The organism is Methylomonas methanica (assembly GCF_001644035.1).
Taxonomy (GTDB): Bacteria; Pseudomonadota; Gammaproteobacteria; order Methylococcales; family Methylomonadaceae; genus Methylomonas; species Methylomonas methanica_A.
Genome location: NZ_LUUG01000100.1, coordinates 1 through 17,023, shown reverse-complemented (window position 1 = coordinate 17,023; position 17,023 = coordinate 1). Strand labels below are relative to the sequence as shown.

Genomic DNA, 17,023 nt, shown 5'->3' with positions numbered 1-17,023 from the left:
TTTTATACAGAGTGATATGCCAAAAAGAACCGACATAAAATCGATTTTATTACTGGGCGCCGGGCCGATTGTCATCGGTCAGGCCTGCGAGTTTGATTATTCCGGCACCCAGGCTTGCAAAGCCTTGCGTGAAGAGGGTTACCGGGTAATTCTGGTCAACTCCAATCCGGCGACGATCATGACCGACCCGGACATGGCCGATGCGATATACATCGAGCCTATCGACTGGCAAACCGTCGAAAAAATCATCGAAAAAGAACGTCCCGACGCCGTTCTCCCGACCATGGGCGGTCAGACCGCGCTGAACTGTGCGCTGGCGCTGGACAAGCACGGCGTATTGGAAAAATACGGCGTGGAAATGATAGGCGCGACCAAGGAAGCCATCAATATGGCCGAGGATCGCGCGCTGTTCAATGAAGCTATGGCGCGCATCGGCCTGGAAGTGTCCAGAGCCAAAATCGCTCATAACATGGAAGAAGCGTTTGCCGCGCAAGAAGAAGTCGGCTACCCCACGGTAGTCCGTCCGTCCTTCACGATGGGCGGCAGCGGCGGCGGTATTGCCTATAACCGCGAAGAGTTCATCGAGATTTGCGAGCGTGGCCTGTATTTGTCGCCGACCAGCGAATTGTTGATCGAAGAATCGATTTTGGGCTGGAAAGAGTTTGAAATGGAAGTGGTGCGCGACTCGAAAGATAACTGCATCATCATCTGTTCCATCGAAAACTTCGATCCGATGGGGGTGCATACCGGTGATTCTATTACCGTGGCCCCGGCGCAAACCCTGACCGATAAGGAATATCAAATCCTGCGTAACGCCTCCTTGGCCGTATTGCGGGAAATTGGCGTCGATACCGGCGGTTCCAATGTGCAGTTTGCCATCAATCCCGACACCGGCAGGCTGATCGTTATCGAAATGAACCCTAGGGTATCGCGCTCGTCGGCATTGGCTTCCAAAGCCACCGGCTTTCCGATTGCCAAGGTAGCGGCCAAATTAGCGGTGGGCTACACGCTGGATGAATTGCGTAATGAGATCACCGGTGGTGCTACGCCAGCGTCATTCGAGCCGTCCATCGACTATGTGGTTACCAAGGTGCCGCGTTTTGCCTTCGAAAAATTCCCGCAAGCCAATGACCGTCTGACGACGCAGATGAAGTCGGTCGGTGAAGTGATGGCGATTGGCCGTACTTTTCAGGAGTCTTTACAAAAAGCTCTGCGCGGCTTGGAAGTGGGTGTGGATGGTTTGGATGAAATCGCCGATCTAAGCGATGCCAACAGCGAGGATATTATTCTTAGGGAGTTGCGCTATCCCGGTCCTGAACGTTTATGGTATCTGGCCGATGCTTTTCGTAGCGGCTTGAGCTTTGCCGACATTCATCAGGCCTGTAAGATCGATCCATGGTTCCTGGCGCAGGTCGAGGATTTGATTAATACCGAAAAAACCTTGGCCACCAAAACCCTGGCAACGCTGGAGCCGGGAGAATTATTGCGCCTGAAGCGCAAAGGTTTCTCCGATAGACGCCTTGCGAAACTGCTGGAAACCAAGGAATCTGAAGTGCGTAGCGTGCGCCACAAAAAAGGCGTGCGGCCCGTTTACAAGCGTATTGATTCGTGCGCGGCTGAGTTTGCCTCCGATACCGCTTATCTGTATTCGACTTACGAACAGGAGTGCGAAGCCAATCCGTCCAATAAAGAAAAAATCATCATTCTCGGCGGCGGTCCGAATCGTATCGGCCAGGGTATCGAGTTTGATTATTGCTGCGTGCATGCCGCCTTGGCTCTGCGTGAAGACGGTTACGAAACCATCATGGTCAACTGTAACCCGGAGACCGTATCCACCGACTTCGATACCTCGGATCGTTTGTATTTCGAGCCGCTGACGCTGGAAGACGTGTTGGAGATCATCGAGCTGGAAAAACCCAAGGGCGTGATCGTGCAGTACGGCGGGCAAACGCCGTTGAAACTGGCGCGCGCGTTGGAAGCAGCCGGTGCGCCTATTATTGGTACTTCGCCGGACTCAATCGATTTGGCTGAAGACCGCGAACGTTTCCAAAAATTGCTGGAGCGTTTGAATCTGTTGCAGCCGCCCAATGCTACTGCGCGTTCGGTCGAGCAAGCGGTTAATTCCGCTCGTGAGCTGGGTTATCCGCTGGTTGTGCGTCCGTCCTACGTGTTGGGCGGCCGGGCGATGGAAATCGTGTTCAACGAGGAAGGCCTGCGCCGTTACATGAAAGAAGCTGTCAGCGTATCCAACGATTCGCCGGTGCTGCTGGACCGTTTCCTGGACGATGCGGTCGAGATGGACGTCGATGCGATTTACGATGGCGAGACGGTGCTGATCGGCGGCTTGATGGAGCATATCGAGCAAGCCGGCGTGCATTCCGGTGACTCCGCGTGTTCCTTGCCGCCCTATGATTTGCCCGCGCATATGCAGGATCAATTACGTGCGCAAGTGGCGAAAATGGCCGAAGCGCTGGGTGTGCGCGGTTTGATGAACACTCAGTTTGCGATTCAAGGTGAAACCATTTATGTGCTGGAAGTCAATCCGCGCGCCTCGCGCACCGCACCGTTCGTGTCCAAGGCTACCGGTTATCCGCTGGCGAAAATCGCCGCGCGGGTTATGGTCGGTAAATCCTTGAAAGAACAGGGCATCACCGAAGAGCGTATTCCCGAGTATTTCTCGGTGAAAGAAGCGGTGTTCCCATTCATTAAGTTCCCTGGCGTCGATCCGTTGTTGGGGCCGGAAATGAAATCGACCGGTGAGGTCATGGGCGTCGGTAAGACGTTCGGCGAAGCGTTTGCTAAATCTCAGCGCGCGTCGGGTGTAGATTTGAGCCACAGCGGCAAAGTTTTGATTAGTATCCGCGACGCCGACAAACCTAAGTTGCCGGAATTGGCCAAAATGCTGATTGCGAAAGACTATGAAATCGTCGCTACGCGCGGTACGGCCAGGGTTTTGAAAGAAGCCGGCATTCCGTGCAAGGAAATCTTCAAGGTAAACGAAGGTCGGCCCAACACCGTGGATATGATTAAAAACGGCGAGGTGCAGTTAATCGTCAATACCACCGAAGGCGTTAAAGCCGTGGCCGATTCTTTCACGATGCGTCGCGAAGCCTTGCAGCGCAAAGTAACCTATTACACGACGATGGCGGGTGCGCGTGCGGCATGTTATGCCTTGGGTGAACTCGATGCGGGTGATGTGAATTGCCTGCAAGACTTGCATAAAACATTTTAACGGATGAATTTGAATTCAAGAGGGGAGCAGTAAATGCAAAAATTTCCACTAACAGTGGTGGGTGCCAACAAATTGCGCGCCGAACTGGAAGAACTGAAAACCGTGGTTAGACCACGTATCATTCAGGCCATCTCTGAAGCGCGTGCGCACGGCGATTTAAAAGAAAATGCCGAGTACCACGCGGCGCGCGAACAGCAAAGTTTCGCTGAGGGTCGGATCGCTGAAATCGAAGGTAAGCTCTCCAATGCCAATATCATCGATGTTACCAAAACGGAGGCTAACGGCAAAGTGGTGTTCGGGGCGACGGTGGAAATCGAAGATCTCGATTCCGGTAAGACTGTAACGTATCAGATCGTCGGCGAAGATGAAGCCAATATCAAGGAAGGCCGCATTTCGGTGGGGTCGCCGATTGCCAGGGCATTAATCGGCAAGGAAGTGGAAGATGTAGTGACGGTAAAGGCGCCGGGCGGCAATATCGAATACGAGATTCTCTCGGTTCAATATATCTAGGCTGTTTTGTTGATGGGGAGGCGCTTCCTCCCCATTGGCTTTATTTTTTTGGGTTCAAACGATAAATAACGGCTACTTGGCCAATGGATTGCACCAGTTCGGCCTTGGTTTGGGCGCAGATTTGTTCTCTAATAGTGGCACGCTCGTCTCTTTCCGCACGAATTTTGACTTTGATGAGCTCGTGAGCGTCCAGCGCCACATTAATTTCTTTGATAACCGCGTCGGTCAAGCCGGCCTGGCCGATAATCACCACGGGATTTAGCGGGTGAGCTTGAGCTTTCAGCTTTTTCTTTTGAATAGGGTTCACTCTATTTCCTTGAACTTTAAAAACCTAGCAATTTTACACGAATAGAAAATATGGCACGCAGCAAAAGTAGCCAGCAATGGATGCAGGAACATTTCCAAGACGAGTATGTCAAGAAAGCACAGGCAATGGGTTATCGCTCTCGCGCCGTATTCAAACTGATAGAAATCCAAGAAAAAGACAAAATCATAAAACCTGGTATTAATATAGTAGACCTAGGCGCCGCACCGGGCGGATGGTCGGAATATGTCAGCAAAATCGTCGGTAAAAAAAATAAGGTGATTGCGCTGGATTTGTTGGCTATCGATCCTATTGACGGCGTGGATTTTATTCAAGGCGACTTCCGGGAAGACGATGTGCTTGAGCAACTCTATAAAGTGCTTGATGGCGAACCGGTTCACTTGTTATTGTCGGACATGGCCCCCAATATGAGTGGTAGCCGGGAAATGGATCAGCCACGGGCCATTTACCTGGGCGAACTGGCTTTGGATGCCGCGCAACACATATTGGCTAAGGGTGGTACGTTTTTGATCAAGATGTTTCAGGGCGCCGGATTTGATGAATACTATAATCAAGTGCGTCAGCAGTTCAGTAGTGTGGTGATTAGAAAGCCGAAAGCTTCGCGGGCCAGAAGTAACGAAGTGTATATTTTGGCGAAAGGTTTTAAATAAATATGCGATAGTCGCCGTTCATAGGGCTATGATGGCGGTGGGATGCGAGTAGTCCTGATACAATTACTCGGTTTTTAAATTTTGAGGCCAATCCAGGCCGGAGCGCGTAACTTGAGCGATATGATTAAAAATTTAATTTTGTGGGTGGTCATCGCCGTAGTGTTGATGGCTGTATTCAACAGTTTCGGGTCGCGGGCGATTCGTAGCGACGCGACTTTTTCGTATTCGCAATTGATCGACGCTGTCAAAGCTGGACAAGTTCAGCAGGTTGCGATCTCCGATAATACTGTCAAAGGCAAAATGGTCTCAGGCGATAAGTTTAAAACTTATATGCCTAACGATCCGCATTTGATCGACGATCTGTTGGCTAACGGTGTGGAAATATCCGTTCAGCCTCCCGAAGAACCTTCCATGCTGATGCAAATATTCGTGTCATTCGGCCCGATTTTGTTGCTGATTGCCGTTTGGGTATTCTTCATGCGGCAGATGCAAGGCGGCGGTGTGGGTGGTCGTGGCGGCGCGATGGGTTTTGGTAAAAGCAAAGCGCGAATGTTGGATCAGGATCAAAACAAGGTGACTTTCGCCGATGTGGCGGGCTGTGATGAGGCTAAGGAAGAAGTCGAAGAAATGGTTGACTTCCTTAAAGACCCGGCGAAATACCAAAAGCTCGGCGGCAAGGTGCCGCGTGGCGCTTTGATGGTTGGGCCTCCAGGTACCGGTAAAACTTTGTTGGCCAGAGCGATTGCCGGCGAAGCCAAAGTGCCGTTCTTCACTATTTCCGGTTCGGACTTTGTGGAAATGTTCGTCGGTGTCGGTGCCTCAAGGGTACGTGACATGTTCGAACAAGCCAAAAAACATGCACCTTGCATCATCTTTATCGATGAGATCGATGCGGTCGGTCGTTCACGTGGCGCCGGATTAGGCGGCGGTAACGACGAGCGCGAACAAACCTTGAACCAGTTATTGGTTGAGATGGACGGCTTCGAAGGCCACGAAGGTATTATCGTTATCGCGGCAACCAACCGTTCCGACGTGCTAGATAAAGCGTTATTGCGTCCAGGTCGTTTCGACCGTCAAGTGGTAGTTGGATTGCCCGACGTCAGAGGTCGTGAGCAGATTCTTAACGTGCATCTGAAAAAAGTGCCGGCGGCGGACGATGTCAAAATCAAGTACATCGCCCAAGGTACGCCAGGTTTCTCCGGTGCCGATTTAGCTAACTTGGTTAATGAGGCTGCCTTGTTCGCAGCGCGTTATAACAAGCGTTTGGTCAGCATGGTGGACTTGGAAAAAGCCAAGGACAAACTGATCATGGGTGCCGAAAGACGCTCCATGGTGATGGACGAGAAAGAAAAGAAAATGACCGCCTACCACGAAGCCGGTCATGCCATCGTTGGTCGCTTGGTGCCAGAACACGATCCTGTTTACAAAGTCAGCATCATGCCGCGCGGGCGTGCGCTGGGTGTGACAATGTTCTTGCCGGAACGCGATCAATACAGCGCCAGCAAACGTAAACTGGATAGCATGATTTCCAGTCTATACGGCGGCCGGATTGCTGAAGAACTGATTTTTGGCTGGGAACAAGTGTCTACCGGTGCTTCCAATGACATCGAACGTGCTACCGAGTTGGCCAGAAACATGGTGACCAAATGGGGCTTGTCGCAACGTCTTGGACCATTGGCGTATAGCGAAGAAGAAGGCGAAATTTTCTTGGGCCGCTCCGTAACCCAACATAAATCTGTGGCGGAAGAGACTTCGCACACCATTGACGAAGAAATCCGGTCTATTATTGATAGAAATTACGAAAGAGCGGAAACGATTCTGAAAGAAAACGAAGACATTCTGCATGCAATGGCTGATGCCTTGATGAAGTACGAAACCATCGATAAATATCAAATCGATGATTTGATGGAAAGAAAGCCGGTAAGAGAGCCAAAAGGTTGGGACGACACCCCGTCTTCCAGCGGCGGTATCAAAAGTGATCATTGGGATCAGAAAGATACCGACCCATCGATCGGAGGCGCGGCCGAGCAGGGCTGATGCCTTAACGGCAAAAGCGAGAGAGGCTCCGGCCTCTCTTTTTTTTGGGATTTAGTTAAGAGAGTTTTGAGTATGGCAAAAAAATATTTCGGTACCGACGGTATTCGCGGCAAAGTCGGAGAATACCCCATCACTGCCGACTTTATGCTAAAGCTGGGCTGGGCGACAGGCAGAGTGTTTGCCAAGGAAGGCAGTGGCTTTGTATTGTTGGGCAAAGACACGCGGATTTCCGGCTACATGTTCGAGTCAGCGCTTGAAGCGGGTTTGTCTGCGGCCGGTGTGGATACGCGCTTGTTGGGACCTATGCCTACCCCAGGCATCGCATACTTGACTCGAACCTTACGAGCCAAAGCCGGTATCGTAATCAGTGCTTCTCACAATCCGTATTACGACAACGGTATCAAGTTTTTTTCCGTGGACGGCGCCAAATTGCCGGACGACGTTGAGCACCAGATCGAACAGTATCTGGATACGCCAATGACTACGGTCGAATCGGCAAAATTAGGTAAAGCGAAAAGGGTGAGCGATGCCGCCGGCCGCTACATCGAATTTTGTAAAGCAACCGTGCCACCGCAATTGGACTTTAAAGGCATGCGGATCGTCATCGATTGCGCCAACGGCGCGACTTACCATATAGCGCCGCATGTATTCAGTGAAGTCGGGGCCGAGGTGGTTACGATTGGTGCTGAACCGGATGGTTTGAATATCAACGACGAATGCGGGGCGACCAAGCCGGAAAATCTGGCCGCTAAAGTACTCGAATTTCGCGCCGATCTGGGCATAGCGCTGGATGGCGATGGCGACCGGATTATCATGGTCGATCACAAAGGCGAGATAGTCGATGGTGACGAGTTGATTTACATCATCGCTAAATCCCGCCTGGAAGAAGGCAAGCTGTTCGGCCCCGTGATCGGCACCCTGATGTCGAATCTGGGCATGGAGCATGCGTTGAAAGCCGTCGGTGTGCCACTGCTGCGCGCTAAAGTGGGCGACCGTTATGTGATGGAAATGCTCACTGAGCATAAAGGCATGCTCGGTGGTGAAGGTTCCGGGCACATCATCTGTCTGGATAAAACCACCACCGGCGACGGTATTGTTTCCGCCTTGCAAGTACTCGCGGAAATGCAACGTACCGGCAAAAGTCTGAACGAACTTAAATCCGGTATGAGCAAATACCCGCAAGTATTGGTGAATGTCAAAACCGATAAAAAAGTCAAAATAGAAGAGATCGATAGCATCAAAAAAGCCGTGGAAGCAGTAGAGAAAAAACTGGGAGACCGGGGCAGGGTCTTGCTGAGATCCTCCGGCACCGAGCCTTTGATCAGAGTGATGGTGGAAGGCGTTGACGAAGACGAGGTGGTGAGGTTTGCAAACCAACTTGCTGCTGATGTCAAGAAAGCGATTCCGGCTTGAACTAAAAGGTTTAAATCGATATTATATGCGGTCTTATTTAGCTCGGAGGATGTAATGCGACGGTCTTTGATTATGGGTAACTGGAAAATGAACGGCTCGCTGGAAGATGGGCAAAAACTTGCTCAAGCTTTAGCTGATGGTCTTGGTAATGTTCAGCAAGAAGTCGCGGTTTGCGTTCCATTCGTCTATTTGTCAGATATTCGTAGCGTATTGGCTGCATCCCCTATCGCACTTGGCGCGCAAAACGTTGCCGACCAAGCGTCCGGTGCTTATACCGGCGAAGTATCAGCGGCAATGCTGAGCGAAGTCGGCTGCAAATATGCATTGGTTGGTCACTCCGAGCGTCGCAGTTATTACGGCGATACCAACGAATCGGTTGCCAAACGTTTTTGCCAAGCCCTAAGCAAAGGCGTAGTGCCTGTGCTGTGTGTTGGTGAAACTCTGGAAGAGCGCGAACAAGACAGAACCTTCCAAGTGGTAGACGAGCAATTGGACGCAGTGATTGCCGCCGCAGGCATCGAAGCGTTCGAAACCGCCGTCATCGCCTACGAACCTGTTTGGGCTATCGGCACCGGTAAAGTGGCGACCGATGAGCAAGCGCAAGAAGTGCACAAGTACATTCGTCAACGGATTGCCGATAGAAATCCGGTAATCGCGGAAAAAGTACAAATTTTATACGGCGGTAGCGTCAAGCCAGATAACGCAAAAGGCTTGTTTGCGATGCCCGACATTGATGGTGGTTTGGTGGGTGGCGCATCCCTGGATGCAAAAGGCTTCCTGCAAATTTGCCATTCGGTTTAGTTTCATCCGATTAAGGTCTTTATGTTGTACCAAATTATAATAATTATTCATATCTTCCTGGGTATAGGCATCGTTGGCTTAGTCCTGATGCAACAAGGAAAAGGCGCCGATGCCGGCGCGACTTTCGGCGGTGGCGCATCCGGTTCGGTATTCGGCGCCCAAGGTTCTGCCTCATTTTTGTCCAGAACCACTGCTATTTTCGCCACCTTGTTTTTTATTACCAGCTTAGGCTTGGCAGTCTTAAGCGGCTATCAAGGTAAAAAAACCGACGTCATATTGGATTCGACGCCTGCTGCTGAACCAGTGAAGTCTGATGTGCCGCTAACACAAGGCATGCCCGCAGACGGCAGCTTACCGATTCAGGACCTTACCTTACCTGAAGCGCCGGCTATCAAAGAAGTCGAAAAACCAGCGGCAAAGTAAGTTCGCAACAAATAAAGCCGACGTGGTGAAATTGGTAGACACGCCATCTTGAGGGGGTGGTGACGCAAGTCGTGGCGGTTCAAGTCCGCCCGTCGGTACCATTTGAAGATGCACGGAAGTGCAAAGAAGTGCAAAAACCCGCAAGTTATCTGGCTTGGCGGGTTTTTTATTGTCCAGCGATATGCAGCGGGACACCCTCTATATGTGCTGTTTTTTGCTACTCTGCTCAAGCCTGCCTGTAGAGAAGTTGCTGAGTGGACGGTAGGCGTACGCTGGAGACTAAGCCAAGATATTGATTTTCGGCAAGTGCCTCGACGTAAGAAAAATAAGCACAATGTGCGAACGGACTGAATAACAACGGGAAAATCATGGATAACAACCAGCACCAAAACCTAGTCGGCTTCATCTGGAATATCGCCAACAAGCTGCGCGGCCCTTATCGTCCGCCGCAGTACCGCCGCGTGATGCTGCCTTTGATTGTGTTGCGTCGCTTTGATTTGGTGTTAGCGGAAAACAAGCAACAGGTGCTGGATGAAAAAAAGCGGCTTGAGGAAAAAGGCATCACCGGTCCAGCGCTGGAAAAGGCGCTTTCGCGGATTGCCGCGAATGACCGTAAGCAGGAGTTGTTTAACACCAGCGGTTTTACTTTTGAAAAACTGCTGGGCGATGCGCCTAACATCGCCGGTAACTTGATTGCTTATATCCAGGGCTTTTCGCCTCGTGCCCGCGACATCTTCGACAAGTTCGAATTTGAGACCGAGATCGCCAAGCTCGACGAAGCCAACCGCCTGTTCCTGATCATTAAAGAATTCTGCTCGGCGGAAATCAATCTATCACCCAAAGCCATCAGCAATCTGCAAATGGGCTATTTGTTTGAAGAGCTGGTGCGCAAGTTCAACGAACAAGCCAACGAAGAGGCAGGGGATCATTTTACCCCGCGTGAAGTCATTCGTCTGATGGTGCAGTTGTTGTTCACGGGCGAGGAAGGCATCTACCAGAAAGGCATTTACCGCAGCGTTTACGATCCCACCGCCGGTACGGGGGGCATGTTGTCGGAGTCGGAAAAATTCATCTGCGGTGACGGCTTTACCACGGGGCTTAATCCGGACGCCAACATCGAACTATTCGGCCAGGAATATAACCCTGAGTCTTACGCCATTTGCTGTGCCGATCTGCTGATCAAGGACGAGCCGATCAACAACCTGATCTACGGCGACACGCTTGGCATCAAAGACGCCAAAAATAAAACCAATGGCTTCGTGCCGCACGACGGCCACCAGGGCAAAAAATTCCACTATATGCTGGCCAATCCGCCGTTCGGCGTGGAGTGGAAGCCGGAAGAAGACTTCGTGCGCGAAGAGTATGAAGACCAAGGCTTTTCAGGTCGTTTTGGCGCGGGCCTGCCACGCATCAACGACGGTTCGCTGCTGTTTTTGCAGCACATGATTTCCAAAATGCACAACCCGCCAAAAACCGGTGGCGATGGCTCCAAAATCGCCATCGTGTTTAACGGCTCACCGCTTTTCACCGGCGACGCCGGTTCGGGCGAATCCAATATCCGCCGCTGGATCATCGAACAAGATATGCTCGATGCCGTCGTCGCCCTGCCGGACCAGATGTTCTACAACACCGGCATTTATACCTACGTCTGGATCGTCACCAACAAAAAGCCCGCCCACCGCCAGGGCAAGGTGCAGTTGATTGACGGTACCCGGCATTTCAAAAAAATGGACAAGAGCTTGGGCAATAAGCGCAACGAGCTGTCAGACGACCACATCAAGGCTCTGGTGCGCCTGTATGCCGAACACGAGCAGGATGCGGAATGTGAGGTCATTGTGGACGGCAAACCCCAGCACCGGGTGTGCAGCAAACTGTTTAATAACCAAGACTTCGGCTTTCTCAAAATCACCGTCGAACGCCCACTACGCCTAAATTTCCAAGTCAGCCCCGAGCGCATTGCCAGACTGGATGAGCAAAGCGCCTTCGTCAACCTTGCCAGCAGTAAAAAGCGCAAGGACGATACTGCCTATCGCGCCGAAGTCGCTGCCGGACAAGAAATGCAAGCCGTGATCAAAGCCGCTCTGCACGAGGTGGAAAGTGAAACACTTTATTTCAACCGCGCCGAATTTGAATCCCTGCTCGCCGACACCTTGCAAGATGCCGGCGTCAAGCTTGGCGCACCGCTCAAAAAAGCTATTTTGGCGGCGCTGTCGGAGCGTGATCCTAATGCAGACATTTGCCTGGATGCCAAAGGTAATCCCGAACCCGATCCCGAGCTTCGTGATACTGAAATCGTAGCGTTGCCAGATGACATCAGCTTGCCGCTGCCGCTTAAATACGATAACGAAACCGGCCACGACCAGCTGCTAACGTTGGTCAAAGACCACTGCGAAGATTACCTCAAGGCCGAAGTCCTGCCGCATGTGCCGGATGCCTGGATAGCTCACGACAAAACCAAAGTTGGCTATGAAATTCCGCTGACCCGACACTTCTATGTCTACCAGCCGCCGCGTCCGCTGGAGGAAATTGCTGGCGAAATTAGTCAGCTGGAAAAAGACATTATGGCCATGCTGGCTGAGGTGGTGTGATGACTAAATTTACGTCATATCCAAAATATAAACTTTCAGGATTGGATTGTTTTGGCGAAATTCCTGAGGATTGGAAAGTTATTCCGATAAAGTTTTCGTTGGATATGCCGATCACGGATGGACCGCATAGCACACCAACATTTTATCCAGAAGGTGTTCCATTTTTGTCGGCAGAGTCGGTAAAAAATGACCGTTTGGACTTCGATAGGAAAAGGGGCTACATATCCGTTGAAGACCATGAAATATTCTCCAAAAAGTACAAGCCGAAATTTGGTGATGTCTATATGGTTAAATCGGGTGCGACAACTGGAGCTGTTGCGCGTGTTCATACTCATGATGAATTTAATATTTGGTCACCACTTGCTGTGCTTAGACCTCATGCGGAAAAAGCATCGTCTGATTTCATTTTCTTTGTTTTGAAATCTAAGCCATTTTTTTATTCTGTAGAGCAAAGCTGGAGTTATGGAACTCAGCAAAATATTGGTATGGGTGTTATTTCAAACATTCGCATGGCTTTACCTCCACTCGAAGAGCAGCAAGCCATCGCGCGCGTTGGTGCTTATTGCGGAAATGTGCATTTCATTAAAGAACCGTCGTGGGTTACAGATAACGCGCTCAGAGTAAAAATCATCTCTGATGAAGTCTCGGCAGAGTTTTTGATTTTGGCACTGGAAGCCATAGGTCTGAATGATTATGCAAACAAGAATGCACAGCCTTTGATTACAGGGGAAATGGTTAAAAGCAAGAGAATCGCACTTCCTTCTTCCGTTGAACAAGTCGCGATTTGTCGGTACACAGGTATAGTTGAAGATCAGATTGAAAAACAAACAATAAAGACTAAGTCTGCAATCGACAAACTTAGGGAATACCGCTCCGCCCTAATCACCAACGCCGTCACCGGCAAAATCGACGTAAGGGAATGGCATGAATAAAGCAACTCTCTTAAACCTTGTGCAAACACAGCTTGGCGGCTTGCTGGCGTTGTATGCTTTTGGCAGCCGTATCCGGGGCACCGCAACGGCAAGCAGCGATCTGGATTTGGCGGTTTTGGTGGCAGGTTACGCCGACCCGGTTTTACTGTTTGATCTGGCCGGAAAGCTGGCGGATATAACCGGCTGCGCGGTTGATCTGGTCGATTTGCGGGCGGCTTCTACGGTTATGCAATACCAGATCATCACGACGGGCGAACGCTGGTGGCAAAAAGATGCGCAAGCTGCGTTGTTTGAGGCGGCGGTGTTGAGTGAAAAAACTGCGCTGGATACGGCGCGGGCGGCGTTAATCGAGGACATCCAACACAGGGGCAGTATTTATGGCTGATGATGTTTTACTGAATAAAGCGGCAACGATTGAGCGTTGCGTCAGGCGGGCGCGCGAAGAATATGCCGCCGACCCGGATACTTTTGCCCAAAACCACAGTAGGCAAGACGCCGCCATTCTCAATATTCAACGAGCCTGTGAAGCCGCGCTGGATATGGGCCAGCATTTGATTCGACGCGAAAAACTAGGCATCCCGCAAAGTGCCCGCGATGTATTTAACCTGCTTGCAAAAGGCGGTTGGATCGAAGTTGCATTGGCTGAAAACCTTAAACGCATGGTGGGTTTCCGTAATATTGCCGTGCATGACTATCAGGCATTACAGTTGCCCATCACGGTGGCTATTATTGACAAGCATCTGGACGAATTTCTGCAATACAGCCAAGCGTTATTGCTGCGGGATGCAAGTCAGTCCAAGCCACAAGGATAAGCCGCATCATGCCCAAGAAAGTCAACGATCCAAACAGCATCGGGCTTGGGTTTGTCCTCCAAGTCACCGGAACAATCGGCAAAGGTGGTTTCCAAATTCCACCGCCATTCGAGCAACAGGAGCCAGCCCATGTCTGACATCGTGCCTTTGCCCGCCGACTATCCAGCTTGGCTGACTGAGCTGAAAACCCGCATTCACAACGCCCAACAACGCGCCGCGCTGGCAGTCAATCGTGAGTTGGTGTTGCTGTACTGGCAAATTGGTCAAGATATTCTGACGCGTCAAACGCAGCAAGGCTGGGGGGCTAAAGTCATCGAGCGCTTGGCGCGGGATTTGCGAGAGGCGTTTCCCGAAATCAAAGGGTTTTCCACGCGCAACCTCAAATACATGCGCTACTTTGCCGAGCATTGCCCGAACCAGCAAATTGGGCAGCAGCCTGCTGCCCAATTGCCATGGTTTCATATTGTGACACTGCTGACCCGCGTTCAAAACCCGAATGAGCGCGAGTGGTATGCCCTGCAAACAGTACAACAGGGCTGGTCGCGCAGTGCGTTGGATAGTCACATCAAAAATCAGTTGTTCTCTCGTCAAGGGCAAGCTGTGACCAACTTCAAAGTGCAATTACCAGCGCCGCAATCGGCTTTGGCGCAGGAGACGCTGAAGGACCCGTATTTGTTCGACTTTTTGGGCTTGGGCGATGAAGCTCACGAACGTGAGATCGAAAACGGGTTAATCCGCCACATCACTCACTTTTTGCTGGAGTTGGGTACTGGCTTTGCGTTTGTGGGGCGGCAGCACCGCTTGGAGGTAGCGGGCGATGAGTTTTTCATCGACTTGCTGTTTTATCACATTCGGCTGAAATGTTATGTGGTAGTGGAGCTGAAGGCGGTGGCGTTTAAGCCGGAGCATGCCGGTCAGTTGAACTTTTACCTTTCGGCGGTGGATGCGCAGATTAAAGCCGAAGACGACAATCCCACCATAGGCTTATTGCTGTGCAAGACGCAAAATCGGCTGGTGGCGGAATATGCGCTGTCGGGCATTAATAAGCCGATTGGCGTTGCCGAGTACGAACTGGTGCGTAGCCTGCCGGAAAAACTGAGCAGCAGTCTGCCAACCATTGAAGAGATTGAGCAGGAGCTGACTGATTTGCCCGAGGACGGCAGCACAGGTTCGGATGACTGACTTAAGCTCATTGTCCAACAATGTGTTGGACGATTTGCTAGAGGAAGCCGTGCATTAAGACACGACTTTCAAACTGACATTGTAATCAATTGTGCAAGCGGTACTTGCACAATTGCCGTGTATAGAGCATCCAAACCATAACTGGCAGGCTCCGACATTCATTAGGTAAGGGAAATGCGTTTTCTTTACATAAGGAAATCGATAAGGTAAGGCAAACGTTAACTTTTGATGGATCATTCACTATACCGAGACTACCCATGCATAAGGAAATCAACTTCGAAAACGACATTGAGCAGGTACTGATTAGCAGCGGTGGCTACGCGAAAGGCGATCCGAAAAGTTATGACCCGGACATCGCGCTGTTTCCGGCTGAGACAATCGCCTTTGTGCAAAAGACCCAAGCTAAAATCTGGGCTCGCTTGACCCAGCTTGATTCGAGTAAGGCCGAGGCGCTGTTGCTGGACAGCTTGGTTAAAGAGTTAGCGGCCAAGGGCTCTTTGGCGGTGCTGCGAGAAGGCTTTAAGTGTGTAGGTAAAACGGTGCGGATCGCCTATTTTGCGCCCAATACCGGACTAGACCCTTTGGCTGCTAACAATTACGCCGACAATCGCCTGACCATCACTCGCCAGGTCAAAACCAAGAGTGGCGCCATTCCTGATGTGGTGTTGGCGGTCAACGGCTTGCCGGTGGTGACCTTGGAGTTGAAGAATCCGATGTCGGCGACTCACTGGAATGTCGAAAACGCCAAGTTTCAATATCGCTATGAACGCGATCCCAAGGAGTTGTTGTTTGCGTTTAAGCAACGTTGTTTGGTGCATTTTGCCGTCGATACCGAGTTGGCGTATATGACCACCAAGCTGGAAGGCAAGGATACCTTCTTTCTGCCGTTCAATCTGGGGCATAACCACGGCGCCGGCAATCCGCCCGCAGAGGGTGATGTGCGCACCAGCTATCTAATGGCATAAAGCGCTGACTCGGGACAGCTTGATGGAGATTCTCGCCCGCTTCATCCATTTGGATGTGGAAGAAAAGACTGTGGTGACCGAGAAAGGTATCAAAAGGCATCGCAAGGAAACCATGATTTTTCCGCGCTATCACCAGTTGGATGCCGTGCGGGCACTGACCGATCACGCCCAAAGCCAGGGTTCCGGGCACAATTATCTGATTCAGCACTCGGCGGGCTCCGGCAAATCCAACTCGATTGCCTGGTTGGCACATCGTTTATCCAGTTTACATAACGCTAACGACGAGAAGATTTTCCATACGGTGGTGGTGATTACCGACAGGCTGGTGTTGGATCAGCAGTTGCAGGACACCATTTTCCAGTTTGAGCACAAACTGGGGGTGGTACAGAAAATCGATGAAGATACCCAGCAGTTGGCTAAGGCCTTGGCCGGTGGTGTGCCCATCATCATTTCCACTATTCAGAAATTCCCGTTTATCGCCCAAGCCATACGCACGCTGGAAGCGAACGGCAAAGCGATTGCCATTTCAACCGCCGGCAAGCGTTTTGCAGTGATTGTGGATGAAGCCCACAGTTCGCAAAGCGGTGAAACAGCCATGGAGCTGCGCAAGATTTTGAATCGGGACGGGATCGAGTCCGCAATTGCCGAGCAGTTGCTGGAGTTGGATGATGACGCGCTAAGCGAGGACGCCAAAAAGGCAATGCTGCGAGAACAGCTGAAGCGTACCAAACAACCCAATTTGAGTTATTTTGCGTTCACTGCCACACCCAAGTTTAAAACCTTGGCGGTATTTGACGAACCTGGCCCCACTGGCGCGGCGCCTTTCCACCATTACAGCATGCGGCAAGCCATCGAAGAAGGCTTCATCCATGATGTGTTGGAAAACTACACCTGCTACAAACGCTATTACCAGCTGATTCAAAAGGTAGAACAAGATCCTGAAGTGCCGCGCCGCAAGGCCGCAAAGGCGCTAGCGCGTTTTGTCGCGTTTCATGATTATGAGATTGCGCAAAAAGTTGAAGTCATCGTCGAGCATTTTCGCACCCATACCCGCCATAAAATCGGTGGTCGGGCCAAAGCGATGGTGGTGACTGGCTCGCGGGAACATGCTGTGCGGTATAAGCTGGGGTTTGAGAGAAATAGTCAAATCTGG

Annotated in this window: 16 protein-coding genes and 1 tRNA gene; 16 read left to right on the top strand and 1 reads right to left on the bottom strand. The window is 51.1% G+C overall.

The genetic code is table 11. The annotated features are described in order from the left end of the window. Nucleotides 1-16 precede the first annotated feature (16 nt). Nucleotides 17-3,232 (top strand): carbamoyl-phosphate synthase large subunit, encoded by a 3,216-nt coding sequence (gene carB / locus A1332_RS18600; RefSeq protein WP_064009925.1) that lies wholly within the window; start codon nucleotides 17-19, stop codon nucleotides 3,230-3,232. 33 nt (nucleotides 3,233-3,265) lie between these two features. Further along, nucleotides 3,266-3,742, top strand: a complete 477-nt coding sequence (gene greA / locus A1332_RS18595; protein ID WP_020485125.1) for a transcription elongation factor GreA — start codon at nucleotides 3,266-3,268, stop codon at nucleotides 3,740-3,742. A 40-nt stretch (nucleotides 3,743-3,782) separates the two neighbouring features. Here the strand turns inward: greA and yhbY are convergent, their stop codons facing one another. Beyond that, nucleotides 3,783-4,049 carry a ribosome assembly RNA-binding protein YhbY gene (yhbY, locus tag A1332_RS18590; RefSeq protein ID WP_064009924.1) on the bottom strand — a complete coding sequence of 89 codons (267 nt, stop codon included), beginning with the start codon at nucleotides 4,047-4,049 and terminating at the stop codon, nucleotides 3,783-3,785. Nucleotides 4,050-4,099: 50 nt separating this feature from the next. On the opposite strand from yhbY, the gene rlmE reads away from it, so the two are divergent. The 14 genes from rlmE to A1332_RS25730 all read left to right on the top strand — a co-directional run. Further along, nucleotides 4,100-4,717, top strand: coding sequence for a 23S rRNA (uridine(2552)-2'-O)-methyltransferase RlmE (gene rlmE / locus A1332_RS18585; RefSeq protein ID WP_064009923.1), 618 nt, complete (start codon nucleotides 4,100-4,102; stop codon nucleotides 4,715-4,717). Between the two features lie 120 nt (nucleotides 4,718-4,837). Further along, on the top strand, nucleotides 4,838-6,754 hold the full coding sequence (ftsH, locus tag A1332_RS18580; RefSeq protein ID WP_020485128.1) for an ATP-dependent zinc metalloprotease FtsH: 1,917 nt from the start codon (nucleotides 4,838-4,840) through the stop codon (nucleotides 6,752-6,754). A 72-nt stretch (nucleotides 6,755-6,826) separates the two neighbouring features. Further along, nucleotides 6,827-8,167, top strand: coding sequence for a phosphoglucosamine mutase (gene glmM / locus A1332_RS18575; protein ID WP_064009922.1), 1,341 nt, complete (start codon nucleotides 6,827-6,829; stop codon nucleotides 8,165-8,167). A 54-nt stretch (nucleotides 8,168-8,221) separates the two neighbouring features. Continuing rightward, nucleotides 8,222-8,968, top strand: a complete 747-nt coding sequence (gene tpiA / locus A1332_RS18570) for a triose-phosphate isomerase (RefSeq protein WP_026603840.1) — start codon at nucleotides 8,222-8,224, stop codon at nucleotides 8,966-8,968. A 21-nt stretch (nucleotides 8,969-8,989) separates the two neighbouring features. Further along, a complete protein-coding gene (gene secG / locus A1332_RS18565) occupies nucleotides 8,990-9,391 on the top strand; it encodes a preprotein translocase subunit SecG (RefSeq protein WP_020485131.1) in 402 nt (133 codons plus the stop codon). A gap of 16 nt (nucleotides 9,392-9,407) precedes the next feature. After that, nucleotides 9,408-9,492 (top strand) — tRNA-Leu (locus A1332_RS18560). Between the two features lie 267 nt (nucleotides 9,493-9,759). Beyond that, nucleotides 9,760-11,979 (top strand): type I restriction-modification system subunit M, encoded by a 2,220-nt coding sequence (locus tag A1332_RS18555; RefSeq protein ID WP_064009921.1) that lies wholly within the window; start codon nucleotides 9,760-9,762, stop codon nucleotides 11,977-11,979. Next, on the top strand, nucleotides 11,979-12,911 hold the full coding sequence (locus A1332_RS25740; RefSeq protein ID WP_064009920.1) for a restriction endonuclease subunit S: 933 nt from the start codon (nucleotides 11,979-11,981) through the stop codon (nucleotides 12,909-12,911). The genes A1332_RS18555 and A1332_RS25740 overlap by 1 nt, the downstream gene beginning before the upstream one ends. Beyond that, nucleotides 12,904-13,296, top strand: coding sequence for a type VII toxin-antitoxin system MntA family adenylyltransferase antitoxin (gene mntA, locus A1332_RS18545; protein ID WP_064009919.1), 393 nt, complete (start codon nucleotides 12,904-12,906; stop codon nucleotides 13,294-13,296). Before A1332_RS25740 ends, mntA begins: the two co-directional genes overlap by 8 nt. Continuing rightward, nucleotides 13,289-13,723: a type VII toxin-antitoxin system HepT family RNase toxin gene (gene hepT / locus A1332_RS18540; RefSeq protein WP_064009918.1), complete on the top strand. Its 435-nt coding sequence runs from the start codon at nucleotides 13,289-13,291 to the stop codon at nucleotides 13,721-13,723. The genes mntA and hepT overlap by 8 nt, the downstream gene beginning before the upstream one ends. Nucleotides 13,724-13,731: 8 nt before the next feature. Further along, a complete protein-coding gene (locus tag A1332_RS26370; RefSeq protein ID WP_269454669.1) occupies nucleotides 13,732-13,860 on the top strand; it encodes a hypothetical protein in 129 nt (42 codons plus the stop codon). Beyond that, nucleotides 13,853-14,905, top strand: coding sequence for a PDDEXK nuclease domain-containing protein (locus A1332_RS18535; protein WP_064009917.1), 1,053 nt, complete (start codon nucleotides 13,853-13,855; stop codon nucleotides 14,903-14,905). Before A1332_RS26370 ends, A1332_RS18535 begins: the two co-directional genes overlap by 8 nt. A gap of 257 nt (nucleotides 14,906-15,162) precedes the next feature. Then, nucleotides 15,163-15,870, top strand: a complete 708-nt coding sequence (locus A1332_RS25735; protein WP_064009916.1) for a type I restriction endonuclease — start codon at nucleotides 15,163-15,165, stop codon at nucleotides 15,868-15,870. A gap of 22 nt (nucleotides 15,871-15,892) precedes the next feature. Beyond that, a partial coding sequence (locus A1332_RS25730) for a DEAD/DEAH box helicase family protein (RefSeq protein ID WP_197491511.1) occupies nucleotides 15,893-17,023 on the top strand: 1,131 nt, incomplete at its 3' end.

Excerpts from the sequence above, each read along its gene's own strand:
- glmM (WP_064009922.1), top strand. The coding sequence starts at position 6,827 with ATGGCAAAAAAATATTTCGGTACCGACGGTATTCGCGGCAAAGTCGGA.
- A1332_RS26370 (WP_269454669.1), top strand. The coding sequence starts at position 13,732 with ATGCCCAAGAAAGTCAACGATCCAAACAGCATCGGGCTTGGGTTTGTC.
- carB (WP_064009925.1), top strand. The coding sequence starts at position 17 with ATGCCAAAAAGAACCGACATAAAATCGATTTTATTACTGGGCGCCGGG.
- ftsH (WP_020485128.1), top strand. The coding sequence starts at position 4,838 with ATGATTAAAAATTTAATTTTGTGGGTGGTCATCGCCGTAGTGTTGATG.
- A1332_RS18555 (WP_064009921.1), top strand. The coding sequence starts at position 9,760 with ATGGATAACAACCAGCACCAAAACCTAGTCGGCTTCATCTGGAATATC.
- A1332_RS18535 (WP_064009917.1), top strand. The coding sequence starts at position 13,853 with ATGTCTGACATCGTGCCTTTGCCCGCCGACTATCCAGCTTGGCTGACT.
- A1332_RS25735 (WP_064009916.1), top strand. The coding sequence starts at position 15,163 with ATGCATAAGGAAATCAACTTCGAAAACGACATTGAGCAGGTACTGATT.
- A1332_RS25740 (WP_064009920.1), top strand. The coding sequence starts at position 11,979 with ATGACTAAATTTACGTCATATCCAAAATATAAACTTTCAGGATTGGAT.
- mntA (WP_064009919.1), top strand. The coding sequence starts at position 12,904 with ATGAATAAAGCAACTCTCTTAAACCTTGTGCAAACACAGCTTGGCGGC.
- tpiA (WP_026603840.1), top strand. The coding sequence starts at position 8,222 with ATGCGACGGTCTTTGATTATGGGTAACTGGAAAATGAACGGCTCGCTG.
- secG (WP_020485131.1), top strand. The coding sequence starts at position 8,990 with ATGTTGTACCAAATTATAATAATTATTCATATCTTCCTGGGTATAGGC.
- greA (WP_020485125.1), top strand. The coding sequence starts at position 3,266 with ATGCAAAAATTTCCACTAACAGTGGTGGGTGCCAACAAATTGCGCGCC.
- rlmE (WP_064009923.1), top strand. The coding sequence starts at position 4,100 with ATGGCACGCAGCAAAAGTAGCCAGCAATGGATGCAGGAACATTTCCAA.
- hepT (WP_064009918.1), top strand. The coding sequence starts at position 13,289 with ATGGCTGATGATGTTTTACTGAATAAAGCGGCAACGATTGAGCGTTGC.